The organism is Irregularibacter muris (assembly GCF_024622505.1).
Classification (GTDB): domain Bacteria; phylum Bacillota; class Clostridia; order Eubacteriales; family Garciellaceae; genus Irregularibacter; species Irregularibacter muris.
The window spans coordinates 1-21914 of record NZ_JANKAS010000025.1 but is presented as its reverse complement, the minus strand read 5'-3'; the positions used below and the strand labels follow the sequence as shown (position 1 = coordinate 21914).

The following is a 21914-nucleotide window of genomic DNA, read 5'->3' as shown; positions in this document are numbered from 1 at the left end:
GAGAATTAAAGAGAAACTTGGATGGCTAAGTCCAGTGCAATACAGACTTAGTCTTCAGGCTGCATAAAAATAGCGAGGCAGCCGAAACTGTCTCGCTAATAAAGTCTAACTTTAAGGGGTCACCTCAGTAATGGGTAGAGTGCCCTTGTTATTTTCTATACATGAAATAGGTATCAAAATATTAATACGGCAAAAGCAGCATACTCTAAGTTCACAGATATATAGTTGTAAAATAGTACTTGCACTAATGATACTGTACAAGTACTATTTTACAACTATAAATCAGATATTTACTCTCCGCATTCATCATGATGCTGATGATCATGACAAACCGAACCTGTGGATTTTAGAGTACCTTGTAGATAGGCTTCTACTGCATCTTTTGCATTACCGCTTGCTCCAGTTATCACCTCTATGGATTTTTCATTGAAGATGTCGATAGCGCTGCCACCCATACCACCTGAGATAATCACATTTACATCCATATCATTCAGAAAATTAGGTAGGAATCCAGGCTTATGCCCAGGGTTTGGTATGGACTCACTCTTTACAATTTGCTTTTCTTTAACTTCAAAAATATTGAAGTTGACGCAATGCCCAAAATGCTCTGTCACCATTTCATTTTCACTTGCTACCGCAATTTTAATCATTTTTCTTTCCTCCGTTTTTTCTAATATTTTTGCAACTGGATCAAACCAATTGCCGTCAAAAAGTTCGATTATACCCTTATCACAGGCAGCAGAAATTTTCGGATCAATAGGTAATTTGGCCAAAACCTTTAAGTTATGCTTTTCAGCAATTTCTTCAATATGGCTATCACCAAATATTTTATACTCCTTACCATTGTCAGGACATTTAAAATAGGACATATTTTCTACCAGACCAATGATAGGGATTTTCATCATCTCGGCCATTTTGACGGCTTTTGATACAATCATAGAGACTAGCTCCTGGGGAGAGGTTACTACTATAATTCCATCAACAGCAATAGATTGAAATACCGTGAGGGGAACATCACCAGTACCTGGGGGCATATCGATAAACATAAAGTCTACATCACTCCAGATAACATCGGTCCAAAATTGCTTGACTGTACCGGCAATAATAGGTCCTCTCCAGATAACCGGATCGGTATCATTTTCTAAAAGTAAGTTAACAGACATAATGTCAATGCCAGTCTTAGTTTTCACAGGGGATAATCCAAATTCATTGCCTATAGCTTTCTCTCTGATACCAAATGCTTTAGGGATAGAAGGTCCAGTAATGTCCGCATCAAGAATGGCGGTATGATAACCCCTTCTATTCATGGTAACCCCAAGCATAGAAGTAACTAGTGATTTGCCGACGCCCCCCTTACCACTGACAATACCAATGACCTTTTTAATGTTACTCATCTCATGGGGTTTATTGGAGAAATCGGTTTTTTGTTCTTTTCTTTCTGCACAGTCATCTGAGCAACTGCTACAGCTTTGGTTGCAATCTTCACTCATGATTTTAGCTCCTTTATTTTAGAGGATTATTTCACTACCTGCTGAACGCTACACCCACAGCTATCTTAAATATGTAATGCATCATTGGAGTGCAGAACAGGGTATTCTTCAAAAAGCAATTTTATTGTCTTATTGAAAACCACTTTCACGGCTATACCTGATGCGCAGTTTATGTCTACAATGGTCTGTCCATTATTAATGGCTTTTATTGCACCTGCATCAAAAGGTATTTTGCCCATAAAAGCAAGCCCTTGTTTTTTACAGAATTCTTCAATCTTTTTTGTGTTTTCAATGTTGGTGTCAAACTTGTTTATACATATTGCTGTCTTGGTCCCAAATTTCGCTGCTGTATTTATAATTCGTTCCATATCATGAATGCCTGATATAGAAGGTTCGGCCACCATCAAAACCATATCCGCACCGCTAAGGGATGCTATAACTGGACAGCCTATACCGGGAGAACCGTCAATAATTGCAAGATGGGTAGGAGCTGTTGCCGACTTCATCTGTTTTTTCACCTCTGTGACCAGCATTCCTGAGGTGCCGCTACCCATTTTCAGCTGGGCTGTAGAAAAAACTTTTCCTTCCTTTGCATGGAGCATCAACTCACCAGCTACAGCTGGTTTTAAAGATATAGCTTCTACTGGACAGATAGCTTGGCAAACTCCACAGCCCTCACAGGCAAAGGGATTTACCTTGTATTTCTTATCTACTGAAATAGAATCAAATCTACAGTTTTGTCTACACCTATCGCATTGGATGCACAATTCTGTATTTATCTCGGCTTTTGGCAAACCATAATAATCTGTTCTCTTTGGTGCAGAGCTTTGTTCTGTTATTAGGTGTAGGTTAGGTGCATCTACATCACAATCTGCATAAGCCTTAGCCTTTGAAAGCTTTATAAAAGCACTAGCTATAGTGGTTTTTCCAGTACCACCTTTTCCACTAAGAATGAGAAGTTGTTTCATGCTGCACCTCCTCTTGCACTATTTCTAGCAGAGAAGAAAATAAAGCCTGGTATTTTTCGTTTTCCCTTACGGCAATTTTGGCATTTGAATTCAATATCCCAAGTTCACTATCAAAGGGAAGCCGGGATAAAATTTTAATGTTTTTTTCTACACAGAATCTTTCAGCCGGATTGTCTCCTTCTACACACTTGTTTAGAACTACACCAAAAGATTTATTAAATAACTTGACTAGTTCATATACCATATTGAGGTTATGAACACCAAATATCGTAGGTTCAGCTACCAATATACAGTAGTCTGCATCCTTGATGCTATCCATTACCATACAGGCACTTCCAGGAGGGCAATCAATAAAGGTTAGTTTGTTTGATGGAGGTGTGTTTTCATGTAGAAGCTTTTTTATCATAGGAATACCTGAGGCTTCTCCAGTATTTAATATTCCTGTGTACACCGTAACTTGATCGGAAGTTCCCTTCTGAACTTTTCCAATAACCTTTTCTCTTTCAGTAAGGGCCTCTTCAGGGCAAAACAGAATACAGCCACCACAGGAGTGACAAACCTCTTCAAAAACAATAAGTTTCTCTTTTATATAGGCAAGGGCATTGAATTTACAGAAATCAACACATTTTCGGCATCCATTACAAAGCTCATTATCTACCTTTGGAATGTTTATTGTTATTTCTTCCTCCTGAGTATTTTCAGGTTTAAAGAATAGATGTCCATTTGGTTCTTCAATATCACAATCTATGTAGGTTGATGTTTTTGCAGCTGCAGCTAAGTTTACCGATACCAGTGTTTTTCCTGTGCCTCCCTTGCCACTTAGCACAGCTATTTTCATTTTAATTGCCGACCTGTCCATGAAATCCAGCATGAATTTCATCCAGCAAAGGAAGTTTTCCAGCAATAAAGGCATCAATATTATCTTTAGCTGAAATAGTTATGGTTTTGAATATTTTGATATCAGCAACTTTGAGCATGTCAGCAGCATTTTCTCCACAACGAGGAGTGAGCAAAGCATTTACTTTGTTATCCACTATTATTTGTGCAGCCTTGATCCCTGACCCGCCTGTACTTGCTGCTGCACTATTGTCAAGAAATACACTTTCTTTAGTATCTGTATCATATATAAGGAAATAGGGAGTACGTCCAAAGGATACACATACAGTAGCCTTCAAATTTTTCTCATCTACCGGAATGGCTATGATCATAAGAATCCTCCGTTCTTTTATTTATTAAATAATTATTGATCGCATTACGTAATGCACTTACACCCAAATTTGAGCAGTGAACCTTATTTTCAGGAAGCCCATCCAAAGCTTGAAGAATATTTTCTTCTGTAATATTCAAGGCTTCTTCTAGGGTTTTACCTTTTGCTAACACCGATGTCATGCTGGAGGTTGCAATTGATGCGCAACAACCAAATACAAGATAACTTATTTCATCTATACGATTGTTCTTGACCTTTATATAAATAGTCAAACAATCTCCACATGAAGGATCACCAAAACTTCCTTGGGCATCGGCATCAGGCATACTATGAGCATTTTGAGGACACATAAAATGTTCAATTACTTTTTCAGAGTAGATAATCAGTCACCTCGATTCTCATTATCTGTAAAGCCTCTACCACGCCCGTGCCTATGACAGCCTCTGCCACATCCATTTCCTAATCTGTCACAAAGTCGGTATTCACCTCCTTCAATAAACAGTACTTTTCCATTGACTAATGATTCAGCCAGTTTTTTTCTGGCTTCAATATAAATGCCTTGAACAGTAGTACGGGCGACATTCATCTGGGTGGCACATTCTTCTTGTGTAAAGCCCTTCAAATCAATAAGCCTTATGGTTTCATATTCGTCGACGGTCATATTTACATAATTTCTTGCATTTGTAGGAGGATCAAGAGGCCCAAATTTATTACTTTCGGGAAGGCTGCATACTTTTCTCCATTTCATTGGTCTTGGCATAGCGTTCACCTCCTTATAGTTTATGACATATGTCATTTACAATTCTAATTATACTCTGTTTATGACATATGTCAATAATTAATTAATCTTAAATTAATTAAAAGAGAAATATAGAAAAGACTACCAACCAAGAAGGAATACTCCTGGAGTTAGCAGTCCCTTAACATGGTAACAAAGGTCATCATATGTGAAAGAAGCTTTATTTAATGTACGGGGCTTTCTATAGATTGTACTTAGCTAATCCATTAAAATTTTCATTTTCCTACCTCAAAGTATTCATTTTAAAAGTAATGGATTGAAGACCAGTGTGACTGAAAAATGATGTTACAAAGGCATAGCAGGAGAGGGCACTACGCAAGGAAATGTGTCTACCATGGATGCGTTTATTCTCTATAGAACAGCCAAATTAAAGAATAAATAGGGTTAAATGAAGAGAGCTATTCTTGTATATATGGAGGTTAATCATATGTTATAATACCCTTAATAAGATTGATATAAAGGCTATAGAATGGAGGCATTATGATAATAAATAGACTTAAGACCAATAAAAAATTTATATTTTCTATTATTGTATCTAGTGCAATTATTCTTATGGTTTTAATATATATTGTATGGATTAATTTTTTTGATCAACCCCATGAATTTCATGCAGATAAAGGAATTATTGATTTACATCATTGGGATATGCATCAAGACACCAATATTTATTTAGCAGGAGAGTGGGAATTTTATCCCCATGAATTATTGACTCCAGAAGATGATTTTGATGAATATGAAAATATAAAACAATATGTTGAGGTACCTGGCTCTTGGGAAACCTATTTAAACAAGGATGGAAGCGTAGATGGCTCTGGTACATATCGGGTAAAACTTAAACTGCCACAGGATGATCTATACGGAATAAAATCGAGAACCATAAGAACTTCCAATCGAATTTTTATGAAAAATAGAGAAATTGCTTCTGCTGGGAATCCTTCTATGGATAGAGCCAATTACGTAGCAGAAGAATCCCATAGAATCGGATTTGTAGAGAGTGAAAACCAAGAATTAATATTAATCGTTCATGTATCAAGTTATGATTATATGAGCGGAGGCATTACAAAGGCCATAGAATTTGGGCGATATGAATCTATATTAAGGCAGGATCGCATTGTACGGGGTATTGACGCTATGGCTATTTCTATTGCCTTTGTTTTAGGACTGTACTTTTTTGCAACTTATTTTCAAAGGGGAAAAGGGAAGGAATTATTGTATTTTAGTTTGACAAGTATTTTTATATCCCTTTATCTATCCACCTTGAATGAACAGTTACTGCATTCTCTTATTGGATATAGCCAAAATATAAGGATGCGAATACAGTTAGTATCCATTATGATTTTCACCATATGTTTACTCAAATTTATGTATTATTCCTTTAAAGAATGTAGTAATAGAAAAGTTATCAATATCATTATAGGCCTGGTGGTTCTTAGTATGTCCTTGGCATTTTTTACGGTAGAGGGAACATCCTTTATAACCATTTCATTTTCCCAGTACTTTGTATCGGCAACCACCTTTATGGCTTTTATGAAGATCTTCTTTATCCTCATAAAATCAATTATTAAAAAAGTAGAATCCTTAGAGTATATCCTGATTTTTACTTCTACCATGTTCTCCTGTTGGATGGCAATGGTGTTACGGGTTTTCTTTGAATTTTACCTAGGGAATCTCATGTTAGTATTGGTATTTACTATACTCATAAGCATTGCATTATTGATGGGGGAAAAACTTCAAATAGATTATAAAAATGTACAATCCCTATCAAATAAACTATTAGAAGAGGATAAATTAAAGGATGAATTTTTAGAAAGGGTTTCTCATGAATTAAGGACACCACTTCATGTGATTTTAAATGCCACCGAGGCACTCATTGAAGGAAAAAAGGGGACAATAAATGAAAAACAACAAGAGAGTTTATTTTTTATTATTCAAGAAGGAAAGAGATTGACTAGTTTAGTAGAGGACTTGCTATATGCTTCTCAAATGGAAGATGGGGAGATCAACATTCGGTTGGCAACCATCAATTCCCATAAGATTGTGGAGGATGTACTAAGAGAAATACACGCTGTTATACCCAAGAATAAAAATATACAATTAATAAATAACATTCCAGAAGATTTTCCACAATTAAAAGCCGATCATGGAAAGTTTATCCAAGTTATTTATAATTTAGTGAATAATTCTATTAAATATACTAAATCTGGAGAAATTGCTATTTCAGCATCTATCCAAGATGAATATGCTATTTTTCGTGTAAGGGATACGGGCATCGGTATTAAAGAAGAGGATTTAGGGAGTATATTTAATAAATTTTATCGAAAGCTAGATAATGATATTGTCCAATCAGAGCTGGGGTTGGGATTAGGACTTTCAGTGGTTAAGCAATTAGTTGAAGTACAAGGTGGCACAGTGGATGTAGAGTCAACTTATGGAAAGGGAAGTACATTTCTCTTTACCATTCCCTTGCAGGAAATTCAAGAAGATATTATTGAGGTTGCACAATTGGAGCAATCAATTACAGAACAAGAGATGGCCTATTCCATGGATAGGGCTACCCTTCTGATTGTAGACGATGAAATCTCCAATCAAAAGGTATTAGCGGATATATTAATTGAGGCCCAATATAATCTGATATTTGCTCACAATGGAAGGGAAGCTATTAAAATCTTGGAAGATCACCAAGTAGACTTAATAATCTTAGACCTTATGCTACCGGATATTTCTGGGGATATAGCATGCCAACAGATTCGAAAAAAATACTCCATGGTGGAATTGCCTATTATCATGCTAACGGCATCTGGAAGGATAAAGGATTTTAAGAATACCTTTGAATGTGGGGCTAATGATTTTCTAAAGAAACCTGCCGATAGTGTAGAATTAAGATCTAGAATTAAGTCATTATTATTGATGAAAAGCTCTGTAGAAGAAGGGCTTCGCAAAGAATTTGAATATTTTTATTCTCAAATATCGCCCCATTTTTTATACAATACACTTAATACCATCATTGGTTTAAGCTACACGGATATGTCTAAGGCTAGAGAAGCATTAAACAATTTATCCATCTATTTTCGAGGGAAGCTGGATGTGTACCAAAATAGGAGTCTCATTTCTCTAGAGTCTGAGTTAGAACTGGTTACTGCCTATTTAGAAATAGAACATCTTAGATATAGCCATCGATTAAAGATTCTATTTGATATCGATGAAAATATCCATTTGATGATTCCACCCCTTACGATACAACCTTTAGTAGAAAATTCTATACGTCATGGTATTGCTGTTAAAAAAGACGGTGGGTATGTGAAGATTGCGGTCAAAAAAAATATAGATGTTGTTATCATTACTATTGAAGATGATGGTGTGGGAATGAGTGCTGAAAGAAAAGAAGCCTTGTTAAGTGGTCATCATGAAAGCTTAGGCTTTAAAAATGTGAAGGAGAAAATTAAAAGGATTAAAGGAGCATCCTTGGAATTGGAAAGTGAAGAATCAAAAGGATGTGTGATAACAATTAGGATTCCAGTGAAAAATACAATTAAATTTGTTTAGTTTATGTTCAGTACGTTATAGTAAAATTAAATAATATTGATTTTTTGTGAAAATGAAGGAAATGCAAGATAATGTCAAAAACAAGGTGAAATGATATGAAGGTTATATTAATCGATGATGAACCCATTGCATTAGAGTTACTAAAATCTTTACTATCCCCATACCCAGACATTGAAATAGTAGGTGCTTATACTCAACCAATGGTTGCTCTTAAAAAAATGAAAGATACTAGGCCAGATGTTATCTTTTTAGACATTGAAATGGGCTCAATCAATGGATTGGAAATAGTAGAATATTTTATAAGGGAAAGGAACTCTATTGAGGTTGCTTTCATAACAGCCTATTCAAAATATGCGGTAGATGCTTTTGAAATCAATGCTATTGATTATTTATTAAAACCTATTCAACAAAAACGACTGGATAAAACCATTAAAAGATTAAGAGATCGATTCAACCAGAAGGAGAAGCCAGCGGAAGAAATAGACAATTGTTTAAAGGTAGATTGTTTTGATTCTTTTCATGTCATGGATTCCAAGGGTAGACCGTTGATTTGGCGAACAAAAAAGAGTAAGGAACTCTTTGCATATCTTTTAGTGTATAAAACAACACCTATACCTAAGGATGTAATTACCGAAAGGATTTTTCCAGATAAAAGTCTTGAGCAGGCAAGTACTCTGATTCATACAACAATTTATCAAATAAGAAAAAATTTAGAAAAACTAGGATTTGAAAATAGTATCCTTTATTATAATGGAAAGTATCAACTAAATGTACCCATAGATTATGATTTTGATCGATTAAAAGATATACTTGATTGTAATCATCATGATCCCCAAGATATCGAAGAGATTATAAACTTGTATAAAGGAGATTTTTTAAAATATGAAGGATACCATTGGGCTTTAGGGATTCAAGCGGATGTAAAACAATCTGTCTTAGATATCCTTATTCATTTTACCAACACTCAATTAGAAGCAAATAGCCGCTCCTTTATTTTACGAAGAACTTTAGAGTTCCTATATAAAATAGAACCCTTTGACGATAATATTGCTGAAAATATCATTCAATATTATGCTCAACAAGGGAATAGCAATAAATTAAAACAATTTTTTAGGAATTATGCCCAAGAGTTGCAACAAGAATTAAATATAAAACCAAAGGAAAGCACAATACAATTATATAAAAAGCATATTGAGTCTATTACAAAGCCTCTATCATAAAAAATTATGATAGAGGCTTTGTACGTTTAGTATTTGTTCAGAATCTGATAAGTATTTGTTCATAGCTCTATAATAAAATAATAAAAACTAAAAAACACATAAGCATGTAGTAGTTCATCATATATTTTGATAAAGAGAAAGGAGGATTTTATATGAATAGATGTAAAGGTAAAAGCAGATATAATATTGCGTTGATTGTAGTATTGATAATGCTATTTCAAATGATCATACCCTCAACACTAGCTGTGGCTTTTACAGAGGAAGATAACCAATCACCAATAGATCAAGTAGTTGGAGATGTAGAAACAAAAGACGAAGGACAAGAGGAAGAACAAAACCCTATAGAAGAATATGAAAAAGATTCTGAGCAGCCTGAGAAAGAAGCAGTAGAGGAAGAATCTCCTCAAGCAGAACCTAAAGAGAAGAAAGAAACAGAGAAATCTCAAGAAGAACCCGTAGAAGAGGATAATGAGACTGGAGGAGAGGAAGAGAATATCCCTGGTGGAGTAGGAGCCCTTAGAGTTGGACCTCTAAGAAATTTAGGGAATATCTTTACCTTTGAATCTCTTACTATTGGTGGAGAGCTTATTGGAGACGGTGATATTATTACAATACAGGAAGGGACTATTGCACAAATTAATTTTAAGTGGAATACAGAAGGAAAAAATGCCCAAAGTGGGGATACAGCTGAAATACAACTTTCAGATGCCTTCAAAATTGTTACAACACCAGCCCAAGACATTGTTGTTGACGGAATAGTAGTAGGAACCTACAATATCGATGAGGGTGTGCTAAAGTTTGAATTTAATCAAAATATTGAAAACGATGATGTTCAAAATGGATTTGTGAATCTTGGATTAGAATTCAATCTAGAAAAATTCAGACAAAATATAGAACAAGAGATTCCATTTCATGACAATAGCGACCAAAACATTACGGTTATCGCAAGACCAAATGTAAATCATAGTGGTATTGAAAAAGAAGGACATCCTGATAGTAAACATGATGCAAGAGAAATCACATGGACCATTGATGTTATAAATACCAATGATGAAAAGATAACAGGGACAACCGTTAAAGATATTATCCCAGAGGGATTAAAATTACAAGAAGATAGTTTTGTGATTAATAAAATAACTCTAAATTATGATGGCAAGAAAATTGTTGGGGATGAGTTCTTATCAACACCAAGTATCCAAGGGAATGAATTTGAGTTTGAATTTGACAGCATAGAACCTTTTAAAGGCTATCAAATTAAATATACTACAACCATTGAAGATTACTCAAAAGATACTTTTAAAAATAATGCTACTTTTAGCTATAATAATAAAAAGTTACCGGCAGATGCAACCGTTGGTGGATTGACAAGAAGTAATCCCATTGAAAAAAGCGGTAGGCAAGTAGGGAACACCGATGTAATTCAGTGGCAAATTGATGTAAATAAAAATGGAAGTCTCATTAGAGAGGCTATTGTAGAAGATAGCTTACCTGATGGCTTAACCGTGGATCCAGAGAGTATCCAAGTAGTTAGAATTATACAAGATGGAGATAGATGGGTAGAAGGAGAGGCCCATCCCGATGAAGAGTCATTTACTAAATTCCCTATAGAATTAGGAACATTAGGTCAAGAAGATGCCTATAGAATTAAATTTAAAACAGATGTTGACTGGGAAAAAGTAAATGATGGAGATTACCAGAAAAACAATGGTTTTCAAAATGAGGCAACTTTAAAAGATGGGGATAAGGAATTAAATGATGATGACGCAAAAGTTGACATAGTAAGAGACCCTATTCTTCGTAAAGAAGGGGTATCCAATATAGACTATGATAATAAAACAGTTACTTGGACCATTTATGTCAATGAAGCAGGACATAATATCGGAAATGTTGTGTTAACGGACTTGATTCCAGAAGGATTGGCAATTACTGAAGAGGATATAGAAATTAAAGATGAAGATGGAAAGCTATATCCTCCTGTTGACATCGACATTGATCCTAACGCTGAAGGCGGAACAGCTCTTAAAATTGACTTAGGAAATGTAGGTACAAGACAGCTTAAAGTTCAATATACAACTGAAATTACAAACTTTACTATTAATAATTTTAAGAATAGTGTTGGGATGACAGGTGATGGTATTGGTGAAGGCGGAGAAAATAGTAGTGCGGAAATAAAACCAGAAGGGAACACTTACGATAAAAGTTTTAAAGGAATAGACTATGAAAAGAAGACCATAAATTGGAGTTTAAGTATAAATCCAAGAAGAGAAGCCATTAATTCATTAGTAATAGAAGATACTTTCCCCAATAAAGGGATGATTTTATTACCTGATTCAGTGGTTGTTACCGGACCGGGAGAAGATGGTGAAAGAGTAGAACTTAAAAAAGGGATAGATTATAGTTTAGTGCCTCGAGAAGAAAATGGAGAAAGAGGCTATCATAAAGGGTTCATTATTGAGCTTCATTCATCAGCGTTACCCTTAGACAATGGTCGTTTGATTGTTGATTATACGACTTCCTATGACCCCCAATATGTGGATGAAGATAGCAATAGTCCAGAACCTCATATAGGTGTAGATAAAAAAGAAAGTGAAAGACTTTATATCAACCAGGCTAAATTTACTGGAAAAACAAAAAATAATAATGATATTGAGAGAGAAGCTAAGGCAGATACAAGAGTAAGGGAAGATTCTTGGAACAGTGGGAAAAAAGAAGGAAAATTAGTTCACTTTAATGATGAAGGAAATGCAGTAGAAGGTTGGGTAAGTGGTAGTGAACGAAAAATTGCATGGCAATTCTATTTTAACTATCAACAGCAAAACCTTGGAACCAATGTAGTAGTAACCGATGAGCTACAGTATGGAGGAAATATCGATAAAGAGAGTATTAAGGTATCGGTTTATGATGTGGATTCTAGTGGGGAAACAACGATCAGAAAAGACAGTGTACTTGATTCTAGTAACTATGAACTTAGCCTTGAGGGGGATAAATTTACCTTAACCTTTGCAGATGGCTTTGTAATAGATGAAAGATATGTAGTTGAATTTACAACATCAGTACCGGATATATCACGAGATAAATATACTAATAAGGCAAAAGTTACCGTTGATGGGGTGGATTATGATTATTCTGCAACCCTTAATTATGATGAGCACGATGATTTCTTAGAAAAAGGTTCAATTGGAACAGATGGAAAGGTATTCACAGGTGACGAAGTTGATTGGGAAGTAACTGTAAATGAAAGCCTATCCATCATTAGTGAAGCTGTGATTACAGATACAATCAGTGCCGGTCATGTTTATCTCAATGGTAGTCTTGAAATATATAGATTAGTAGGAACAGAAGAAGTTGAGTTAATTGAAGAAGAAGATTATACCCTTGAGGTAGTTCCACATACCGATGGAAATGAAGAACTGACTGGGGCGACGAATTTAGTCATTAACATTAACCAAGACTTGAAAGACACCTTAGTTTTAAGATATACAACCGTTGTAACAGAAACTGAGGGTACAATAGGTAACTCCATTTCACTTGACGGAAAATCTTTTGAACAAAAAGTTGTAGAATCTAGTAGGTTAGAAGCTAGACAATTCTCTTCAGCAGGTGGAGAATGGGCTAAAGACAGAGGTGCATTAAGAGTTACTAAAGTAGATTCAGAAACTGAAGAAGAAATCAACAATAATGAGGCAACCTTTACCCTATGGTATGAATTGAATGGAGAAAAAGTTCAATTTGGTGAGCAAGAATATATTACTGAAAATGGTGTTCTTGAGATTGGAAATCTACCACTTAGAACTTATTATCTAAAAGAAGTTAAAGCACCAGAAGGCTATGTTCTATCGGATGAAGAGATAGAAATTGTTGTTGATACTAAGTATAATGACAATGAAGAAAATATTGAAGTAGGAATCTTTAAAAACTCCAAAGAAAAAATAGAATTCATAGGAACAAAAAAATGGCAAGGTGGAGAAAATAACAGACCAGATTCTATTGAGCTCCAATTACTTCGAGATGAAGAAGATTTTGGAGATCCTGTAACTCTAAAAGCAGGGGACACAGAATATACTTGGAGAGATTTAGATCGAACAGATATAGATGGCAACGAGTATTCTTATACAGTAGATGAAGTAAATGTTCCTGAAAATTATACAAAGACAGTATCAGAAGATGGTTTAATAGTTACAAACACTTATGTTATACCAAAGACAGATATAACAGCAGAGAAAGAATGGATAGATGGACCAGAAGAAAGACCGACAATATGGTTTGCACTATATCGACAAATTGCAGGAGGAGAAATAGAAAGAGTAGAAGATGCTGAAATCAAAGAATTAGCCAATGATATTCTAGCAGTAACTTGGGAAGATTTAGAGGTAACAGATATAAATGGAAATACGTACATCTATTCGGTTCAGGAAGTCGATAAGGAAGGTAATGATTTCCAACCAGAAAACTATATAAAAGCAGAAAATGGTCTAACAATATCAAATAGTTATGTTAGCCCAATGGATGCAAGTGCAAAAGCTACAAAAGTATGGAAAAATGGACCAACAGATAGACCAACAATATGGTTTGCATTATATCGACAAGTTGAAGGTGGAGAATTAGAAAAAGTACCGGAAACAGAAGCTAAAATTCAAGCATTAGAAAGTGGCACAACAGAAGTAGTATGGACGGGTCTTACTAAGACAGATAGTTTTGGAAATGAATATATCTTCTCTGTAAAAGAAGTGGATAAAGAGGGGAATGATTTTGAACCAGAAAACTATCAAAAAGAAGAAGATGGCTTAACAGTTACAAACACTTATATTATACCAAAGATAGATATAACTGGAACCAAGAAATGGGATGGTGGACCAAGGGAAAAACCAACTATAGAACTTCAATTATTCCGAGATGGAGAAGAATATGGAAAGCCAGTGGCTTTAGAAGATGGTGAGACAGAATATATTTGGACTGACTTAGATAAGACAGATATAAATGGCAATGAGTATAGGTATACAGTAGATGAAATAGAAGTACCTGAGAATTATACAAAGACCCTATCAGAAGATGGTTTAACAATCACAAACACCTATGTGGAACCAGAAAAACCAGTTAGTCCAGTAGATCCTGTGGATCCTGAAAAAGAAGATACACCTATGTTACCAAAGACTGGGTTCAATACTACATTATCTAAATTGCTTTATGCATTAGGCTTATTCACCTTAGCAGTAGGTATTGTATTATTTAGAAAATCTAGAACATCTGAATCATAAGATTAAAAAAACACCTGAACTCCGTGAACCGATCCCCAAAAGTTAGACCAAAAATCTAAGTTTTGGGGGTCATATCACCGATGAGTTCAGGTGTTTTTTTGTTCAAGGATACATTAAACCTTTTTCATAAGGATATTCATCAATTAATTCTCCTAAAGCAAAAAATCGTTGACCACTTTTTGAAGTGTAATAGCAAGTCATCAAAGACAAGATGGGTTGGCCATGGTTTTTGGCCATTTGATTTCCTATCATATGATGGGCGGTATCCGATACAACAGTAGTTTCATATATTTTATATTCATAGATGATTCTTTTATCGGTTAATCTCACTATGGTATTTTTTTTGATATTTAAAAGATTGCCAAATAATAAGTTTTTATCCTTCATATAATGACCGGCCAAAGGATAATTGCCTTCACCCATTTGTTGATGGGGAACCATGGTAGTAGCACCTACTAAAAGATTGGCATTGGTGGTTCCTTTTAATATGGGTAAATAAATATCTAAATCTGGAATACTTATTTGACCGATAATGGCTTTATCATAGGATGCATCTAGATGTGAAAAAAAAGTGTTAAATTCTAGATCTCTTACAGTGGAATAATCATATTCTGCCTCTAAATTTTCATTATTTGCTAGATCTTGGGCAGATAGATTATCCAAGAATTCATTTTCTTTATTTATTCTTATCCCTACTATTTTATTCATGATAGAGGGGGCAGCTAAAATCAACAGCCCAAGGATGATCAAGATAATCGATAGTTTCTTTTTCATATATATCTTCCTTTTTATTCTTCCTCCTATCATTATACCATATATTTCAAATAACAAATAAACTCTAATAGGACACGACGAATGAAATGAGAGCATACCCAAAAGGGTATGCTCTCATATAAAGAAAATCAGGCAAGACCTATTACGGACAACCTAACATGATCATTTGATCGGGTACTTTCATTAAGATTAAAAGTCTTTTAATCACTTAATTGCACGATAGTTAAAGAACGATTCATATAACCTAAAACGGGGAAATCCGTGCCAATACTCGCTCCTACTGCATCTCCTGCGGTCAAGGAGGCTTGAACCACAAAGGTTGAACTACTTCTATTAGCTATCTTGAAGAAAGTAGTCGCATCACCAAAAATCGGTGTCCCATTGACAGTAATAATCGCGTTTAGATAGGGTTGATCAGGATCAGGATCTGTAGTGGCTTCAGCGTTAATAGATATCGTTATTTGATAAAGGCCACTTTCTCCTACCACTAATTCATTGCCCGATGGACTAACTGTGATGGTATCTGATAAAGGTCCAACTATACTAAATGGTACAGGGGTCAATGCTTCTCCAGGGAGCTCTATACTACTTCCTCTTAAAGATCCAAAAGCCAAAACCACTTCTCCGGTGGCCCCAGTCGGGCCAGTAGCTCCAGTGGGCCCAGTAGGCCCAGTGGGACCGATAGCACCTGTGGGTCCGGTAGGTCCGGTGGCCCCAGTGGGTCCAGTAGGTCCAGTAGCACCGGTGGGCCCTGTTGCCCCAGTGGGACCAGTAGCACCAGTTACTCCGGTTACACCCGTGGGTCCAGTAGGTCCGGTAGGTCCAGTAGGTCCAGTAGGTCCGGTGGGTCCAGTGGGTCCGGTAGGTCCGGTGGCCCCAGTGGGTCCAGTGGGTCCAGTAGGTCCAGTAGGTCCGGTGGGTCCGGTGGGTCCGGTGGGTCCAGTGGGTCCGGTAGGTCCGGTGGGACCAGTAGGTCCAGTGGGACCAGAAAGTCCAATAAGTCCGGTAGGTCCAGTGGGTCCAGTAGGCCCAGTGGGTCCAGTAGGTCCGGTGGTACTAGTAGGTCCGGTGGGTCCAGTAGGCCCAGTAGGTCCAGTGGGCCCAGTAGGCCCAGTGATACCATTTGGCCCTGTTGGATATTTTATAACACATTCACATTCAATTTTACAACGATCACGATCTCTTCTATAACAATCACATTTTAATTTATTGAAGCTATACTGACTATTCCAATTACTATAATACATATAAAATCTCCTTTCTATATTTTCATCTACAATGATTTTTATGATTTACACTAGAATATAGGGTTATAATTGTCGAAAATTCTATAGAAAACAGAAACTGTATTTAGTGCCTTACTTTACAGTAGATCATAAAACAACTTATCACTATATATTATGAAGAACAATACAAAAGGTTTAACTTTTTGGAATAAGCCTAAATCAAATTGACAATTTGTCAGTTGTGATCTATACTCTAATTATTAGGAGGTGTTTTAGTGAGAGATATGAAAGAACCTTCAATTCGTAGAGCAGAAATTATGACAGCCGCGTTAAGACTGTTTACTTCTAAAGGGTATTTGAATACAACAACTCAAGATATTATAGACCAATTAAAAATATCTCGTGGTTTGCTTTACTATCATTTTAAAAACAAAGAAGATATCTTGTTTTGTCTTGTAGAGAAATTTAGCCAACCTCTGCTTTTTCAGTTGAACACGCTAGCATACGCAAAGGAATATACTGCTATTGAAAAGGTAGGTAAATTTATTGAAATGACAATAATCAGTCCTGCCGAAATAACCGAAGAAAAAAAAGGCCTTCAACAAAGTATTAATTTAGAAGAAAATCGTTATATGCTTGACCGTTTCTATCATAAGATGGCCAACACCATTACTATTTACTTTTCACATATTATTGAGCAAGGAAATCAAGAGGGTACTTTTCATGTGAGCCATCCGATGGAAACCTCGGAATTTTTGATGACCGGTTATACTTTTGTTTCTAATGATGTAAAAATCAAATGCAAAAATGATAAAGAATTAGAACAATATCTTACCAGCTTTAAGAAAATACTAGAGCGAACTTTAGGTGTGTCTGAACCTATTTTTCCTTAATTTATTGTCCCAATGAGGTCCCTCATGGGGATAATTTTAAATATTAAACTGACAATTTGTCAGTTTTCAATGAAGCATTCTATCGACGAGAAAGCTTTTTATTTTTTAAACCATACTGACAATTTGTCAGTAAAACAAGGAGGAAATATTATGTTAGAGATTAAAGACCTTACTAAAATTTATACGGGAGGAAAAAAAGCTGTGGATTGTCTTAGCCTAAAAATTGAGACCGGAGATATTTATGGTTTTATCGGTGCAAACGGGGCAGGAAAAACTTCTACAATTAAAGCCATTGTAGGGATACACCCTTTTGAATTTGGGGAGATCTTCATTGGTGGGTACTCCATCAAAAAAGACCCTTTAAAATGTAAATCTATGCTGGCATATATACCCGATAATCCCGATTTATATGAGCACTTAACAGGGATTCAATATATCAATTTTATTGCAGACCTCTATGAAATTCCACTTCAAAGCCGGAGAGAGCGCATTCGAAAATATGGCGATCTTTTCGAGATGACAGGAAATCTTAATAAAGTAATCTCTTCTTACTCTCATGGAATGAAACAACGTACTGCGATTATTGCCGCTTTGGTTCATCAACCGAAACTACTCATATTGGATGAACCATTTGTAGGTTTAGACCCAAAGGCTACATTTACTTTAAAGCAAGTGATGAACGAACTTGTGACCAATGGTGGTGCCATCTTTTTCTCTACCCATGTATTAGATGTTGCAGAAAAACTGTGTAACAAGATTGCAATTATAAAGCAGGGGCAATTAGTAAGCAGCGGGTGGACAGAAGAGGTCAAAGGAAATCAATCATTAGAAAGTATATTTATGGAGGTGCAGGCAGATGAATAGAGCATGGTTGCTTCTTGGCATTTCATTATATAATTATTTTTCCATCAATGAAATTTTGAATCCAGATAGTAAGAAAAAGAAAAGCTTTATCATTCTTGGAATGGGAATTGCTATTGTAGGCATTCTCCTTGGAGCATACAATTTTATCACTGCAAATTTCTTGATTCAGCTTGGTCAAGGGAATATGATTCCTGCTTATATGGTGGCAATATCAAGTTTTTCTATTTTATTTTTTACTTTATTGCGTTCTAATGGAATTTTATTTGGCGCAAAAGATTTTGAACATCTTCTTGCATTACCCATCAAGCCAAGGGAAATCATTATCAGCAAGTTTGGATTTATGTATCTGCTTAATTTATTGTTCTGTATCTTATTTATGATCCCCACAGGAATAATATGGGCATTCCGTATGGGACCTAATTTACTGCTTACTTTGTTATATTTTTTGTCTGTGATTTTTGTACCACTGATCCCCATGTATATTTCAGCTATTTTAGGGATAGGGATTGTAGTGCTTTCGTCAAAATTTCATAATAAAAATATTCTTTCAACGGCATTTTCTTTTGTCCTCATAGGTACGGTAGGGTATATGGCTATGGCAAGTCAGCTAAGCGGCGGAAATGGCAATATAGGAGTAGCGTTGACTAAACAACTGAGCGGATTATATCCTATGTCAAAGATGTTCTTCATTGAAAACCCTCTCTCCTTTATTCAAATTGCCCTTTTTATTCTATTATCTCTTGTAGTATTTTGGACTTTTGTAAGATTAATCGCTCCCCATTACGTGACACTCCATACATTCGTTGTTGTAACGGGGAAAAGTTCTCCTGACCGTAAAAAGGTGATAAAAAAGCATTCGAAGTTTTCCGCACTTTATCGCAAAGAGCTTGGCAGCTTTTTAGCTTCCCATGTCTTACTTCTTAATGCAGGACTAGGGGTTGTTGTATTATGTGCTCTTAGTATACTCCTTTTATTTGCACCTATTTCAATGATACAAAAACAAATAGGCTTCTCTAATCTAAATGAATTTTTGGTACTTTATGCCCCTCTTATTATCTCAGCCTTTATCACCCTAAGTTCTCCATCATCTTCATCCATATCTTTAGAGGGAAAGAATATGTGGATACTACAAAGTAAGCCCGTGTCAACGAGGGTTATTTTAAACAGTAAAATTGCCCTAACCATGACTTTGCACAGTATTGGGTATTTATTTGCAATGATAACTTTTTTGTTTAAGTTCTCACTTACGCCGATACAAATGGTAACAATTATACTGCTGCCCATGATCTACTCTATGTTTACAGCCGTTCAAGGGATCTATTTTAACTGCCGGTTTCCAAACTTTGAATGGGATACAGAAATGGCTGTTGTAAAGCAAAGTATGTCTGTGATTATTTCTGGTACTGTTGGAATGATTGCAATTGCCCTACCGGTGTTATTGGTTTGGTTTGTGAATACTCCTTTTTTACTTACTATCTGGAGTGTGGCATTGGTAATAATCATCCTTACAGGATTCATGTATCAAAAAGCTTTGAAAACAAAAATATTCTAACTCATCATTCCTAAATCATCTTCTCTATCATAAGCATAGAATAAAATTATATAGATGTTAAGAAAGGAGTTATCTTATGATAGAAATTAGCCTATGTATGATTGTAAGGGATGAAGAATCGGTTTTAAAAAGATGCCTAGATTCCATATACGATATTGTAGATGAAATTATCATTGTGGATACAGGTTCAATAGACCGTACAAAGGAAATAGCCAAGCTTTATACCGATAAAATATATGATTTTAAATGGATAGATGATTTTTCTGCTGCCAGAAATTTTTCCTTTTCTAAAGGGACGAAAGAATATCTCATGTGGTTGGATGCAGATGACTTTATCTTAGAAGAAGATCGAATAAAATTAAAAAACTTTAAGGAAAATACCGAGCCTATATATGATCAAATATTTATGAAATACAATGTGGGCTTTGACGACCAGGGCAACGTAACTTTATCCTATTATCGAGAACGTATATTTAGAAGGAGTATGGACTTTAAATGGGTAGAACCAGTGCATGAGGTTATAAATCCGGGAGGAGATATATATTATCTCGATATCGCGATTGTGCATGGGGAAAAAGTTAGAAAGAAAAATGACAAAAGAAATTTAAATATATATGAGAATATCCTGGCAAAAAATCAAACTTTAAGTCCAAGGGGTAGCTATTATTATGCTAGAGAATTATATTATAATCAATTATATGGAAAAGCAATAAAATATTTTCTTGAATTTTTAGATTCTAATAAGGGTTGGCAAGAAGACTGTATTCAAGCATGCAAGCTCCTATCTCTATGTTACGCTAAGATGGGAGATTCTATCAATCAATTGAGAATCCTATTTAGAAGCTTTGAATACCACGTGCCTAGAGCAGATATTTGTTGTGAAATAGGCCAGATCTATTTTGAACGATCCAATTATGAATCTGCTGTTTTCTGGTATGAAATGGCGATTAAGAAAAAAAACCTTATAGAAAATAATGGATTTATATATCATGATTATTATGGATATATTCCCGCTCTCCAATGTTGTCTCTCCTATTATAGATTGGGAAATATAGAAAAAGCAATCTATTATAATGATTTAGCTGGAACCTACAAACCCAAGTCGCCTGCCTTCTTATATAACAAAGAGTTCTTTAATCGCATAGATAAATGAAAAGAAAGAGGGCAGACCTGAATAATTCCCCAATTCAGCAGATAATACAAGGGCCTGACCCTGTTATCTGTTCACACCAAACCTTTCTCGTTGACTGCCTGGAAGACCCTTCAATTCTGTAGCATCAGAATAACTAAATGCATAAGAACAGTTAATCCCAAAAGGGGCTAGCTGTTTTTTGACTTCAATAGGATTTCTTCCTTATATTTTAGTTATAGGAGGAATAAAAAATGAAATGAAGCCATTTAAGAAAGTGAAAAAGGGTAGGCATAGTCGACTTATTGCATAGAAGGAATAAACTTAGTATGATTAGTCTAGGAGGTGTTTACAATATGTTTAGAGAGATGAGAAGAAAGAAGCAATTATTATCTAAAGATAAAATAGAAGAAATACTTAACACATGTACATCGGGAGTATTGGGAGTAAATGGAGATAATGGATACCCTTATACTGTACCAATTAGCTATGCATATAAAGATGGAAAGATATTTTTTCATTGTGCAAAAGAAGGGCATAAAATAGATAGTATTAAAAGAAATGATAAAGTAACTTTTTGTGTAATAGAAAAAGATGAAGTAATTCAACAAACATTTACAACTCATTTTAGAAGTGTATCTGCATTTGGAAGAGCAAGAATTCTTACAGATGATCATGAAAGACAATATGCTCTTGAATGTTTAGTTGAAAAATATTCACCTGATTTTATAAAAGAGGGATTACAAGAAATCAAAGATGAATGGAATAGAGTTTGTTTAGTGGAGATCAATATTGAGCATATGACAGGGAAAGCAGCTATAGAGGTTTTGAAATAAGTAAGGGGATTAAAAAGGGATTCTTTATTTGAAAGCAATCTGGTAATATGTCAACAACTAAATTTGAAAGTAATATAGTGAATGAATAAAAAAGGGCATAACAAATAAACCTTGAGATAAAAAGCAAAAAATCAAGGTAGAAGAAAGCTATGAATTAG

16 protein-coding genes are annotated in these 21914 nt (G+C 35.3%); 8 read left to right on the top strand and 8 right to left on the bottom strand.

What is annotated here, in order from left to right:
- Positions 1 to 290 precede the first annotated feature (290 nt).
- The 6 genes from NSA47_RS15115 to NSA47_RS15090 all read right to left on the bottom strand — a co-directional run bounded on the left by NSA47_RS15115 (position 291) and on the right by NSA47_RS15090 (position 4425).
- The gene (locus NSA47_RS15115; protein WP_257533495.1) at positions 291 to 1490 is read right to left on the bottom strand and encodes an iron-sulfur cluster carrier protein MrpORP; all 1200 of its coding nucleotides are present in this window, start codon (positions 1488 to 1490) and stop codon (positions 291 to 293) included.
- 65 nt (positions 1491 to 1555) lie between these two features.
- Positions 1556 to 2458, bottom strand: coding sequence for an ATP-binding protein (locus tag NSA47_RS15110; protein WP_257533493.1), 903 nt, complete (start codon positions 2456 to 2458; stop codon positions 1556 to 1558).
- The gene (locus NSA47_RS15105) at positions 2436 to 3296 is read right to left on the bottom strand and encodes a nucleotide-binding protein (protein WP_257533502.1); all 861 of its coding nucleotides are present in this window, start codon (positions 3294 to 3296) and stop codon (positions 2436 to 2438) included. The genes NSA47_RS15110 and NSA47_RS15105 overlap by 23 nt, the downstream gene beginning before the upstream one ends.
- 1 nt (position 3297) lies before the next feature.
- Positions 3298 to 3666, bottom strand: a complete 369-nt coding sequence (locus NSA47_RS15100; RefSeq protein ID WP_257533491.1) for a NifB/NifX family molybdenum-iron cluster-binding protein — start codon at positions 3664 to 3666, stop codon at positions 3298 to 3300.
- Positions 3641 to 4051 carry an iron-sulfur cluster assembly scaffold protein gene (locus NSA47_RS15095; RefSeq protein ID WP_306811206.1) on the bottom strand — a complete coding sequence of 137 codons (411 nt, stop codon included), beginning with the start codon at positions 4049 to 4051 and terminating at the stop codon, positions 3641 to 3643. The genes NSA47_RS15100 and NSA47_RS15095 overlap by 26 nt, the downstream gene beginning before the upstream one ends.
- The gene (locus NSA47_RS15090; RefSeq protein ID WP_257533489.1) at positions 4048 to 4425 is read right to left on the bottom strand and encodes a DUF134 domain-containing protein; all 378 of its coding nucleotides are present in this window, start codon (positions 4423 to 4425) and stop codon (positions 4048 to 4050) included. The genes NSA47_RS15095 and NSA47_RS15090 overlap by 4 nt, the downstream gene beginning before the upstream one ends.
- 519 nt (positions 4426 to 4944) lie before the next feature.
- On the opposite strand from NSA47_RS15090, the gene NSA47_RS15085 reads away from it, so the two are divergent.
- The 3 genes from NSA47_RS15085 (at position 4945) to NSA47_RS15075 (ending at position 14482) form a co-directional block, all read left to right on the top strand.
- Positions 4945 to 8007: a hybrid sensor histidine kinase/response regulator gene (locus tag NSA47_RS15085; protein ID WP_257533487.1), complete on the top strand. Its 3063-nt coding sequence runs from the start codon at positions 4945 to 4947 to the stop codon at positions 8005 to 8007.
- Between the two features lie 95 nt (positions 8008 to 8102).
- Entirely contained in the window at positions 8103 to 9227 is a 1125-nt protein-coding gene (locus tag NSA47_RS15080; protein ID WP_257533485.1) for a response regulator, read from the top strand.
- A 152-nt stretch (positions 9228 to 9379) separates the two neighbouring features.
- Positions 9380 to 14482 carry a collagen binding domain-containing protein gene (locus NSA47_RS15075; RefSeq protein WP_257533483.1) on the top strand — a complete coding sequence of 1701 codons (5103 nt, stop codon included), beginning with the start codon at positions 9380 to 9382 and terminating at the stop codon, positions 14480 to 14482.
- Positions 14483 to 14584: 102 nt separating this feature from the next.
- On the opposite strand, the gene NSA47_RS15070 is transcribed toward NSA47_RS15075, so the two are convergent.
- Both NSA47_RS15070 and NSA47_RS15065 read right to left on the bottom strand, forming a co-directional pair.
- A complete protein-coding gene (locus tag NSA47_RS15070; RefSeq protein ID WP_257533481.1) occupies positions 14585 to 15256 on the bottom strand; it encodes a class A sortase in 672 nt (223 codons plus the stop codon).
- A 200-nt stretch (positions 15257 to 15456) separates the two neighbouring features.
- Positions 15457 to 16503, bottom strand: a complete 1047-nt coding sequence (locus tag NSA47_RS15065; protein WP_306811205.1) for a collagen-like protein — start codon at positions 16501 to 16503, stop codon at positions 15457 to 15459.
- Positions 16504 to 16766: 263 nt separating this feature from the next.
- Here NSA47_RS15065 and NSA47_RS15060 point away from each other — a divergent pair, with 263 nt between their 5' ends.
- The 5 genes from NSA47_RS15060 (at position 16767) to NSA47_RS15040 (ending at position 21756) form a co-directional block, all read left to right on the top strand.
- Complete coding sequence (locus NSA47_RS15060) at positions 16767 to 17375, top strand: TetR/AcrR family transcriptional regulator (protein ID WP_257533497.1); 609 nt, start codon at positions 16767 to 16769, stop codon at positions 17373 to 17375.
- A 150-nt stretch (positions 17376 to 17525) separates the two neighbouring features.
- Positions 17526 to 18239 carry an ABC transporter ATP-binding protein gene (locus tag NSA47_RS15055; RefSeq protein WP_257533479.1) on the top strand — a complete coding sequence of 238 codons (714 nt, stop codon included), beginning with the start codon at positions 17526 to 17528 and terminating at the stop codon, positions 18237 to 18239.
- Complete coding sequence (locus NSA47_RS15050) at positions 18232 to 19791, top strand: permease-like membrane multi-spanning protein (protein WP_257533477.1); 1560 nt, start codon at positions 18232 to 18234, stop codon at positions 19789 to 19791. Before NSA47_RS15055 ends, NSA47_RS15050 begins: the two co-directional genes overlap by 8 nt.
- Positions 19792 to 19867: 76 nt before the next feature.
- On the top strand, positions 19868 to 20944 hold the full coding sequence (locus NSA47_RS15045) for a tetratricopeptide repeat-containing glycosyltransferase family 2 protein (RefSeq protein WP_257533475.1): 1077 nt from the start codon (positions 19868 to 19870) through the stop codon (positions 20942 to 20944).
- A 332-nt stretch (positions 20945 to 21276) separates the two neighbouring features.
- The gene (locus tag NSA47_RS15040; protein ID WP_257533473.1) at positions 21277 to 21756 is read left to right on the top strand and encodes a pyridoxamine 5'-phosphate oxidase family protein; all 480 of its coding nucleotides are present in this window, start codon (positions 21277 to 21279) and stop codon (positions 21754 to 21756) included.
- The last annotated feature ends 158 nt before the right edge of the window (positions 21757 to 21914 follow it).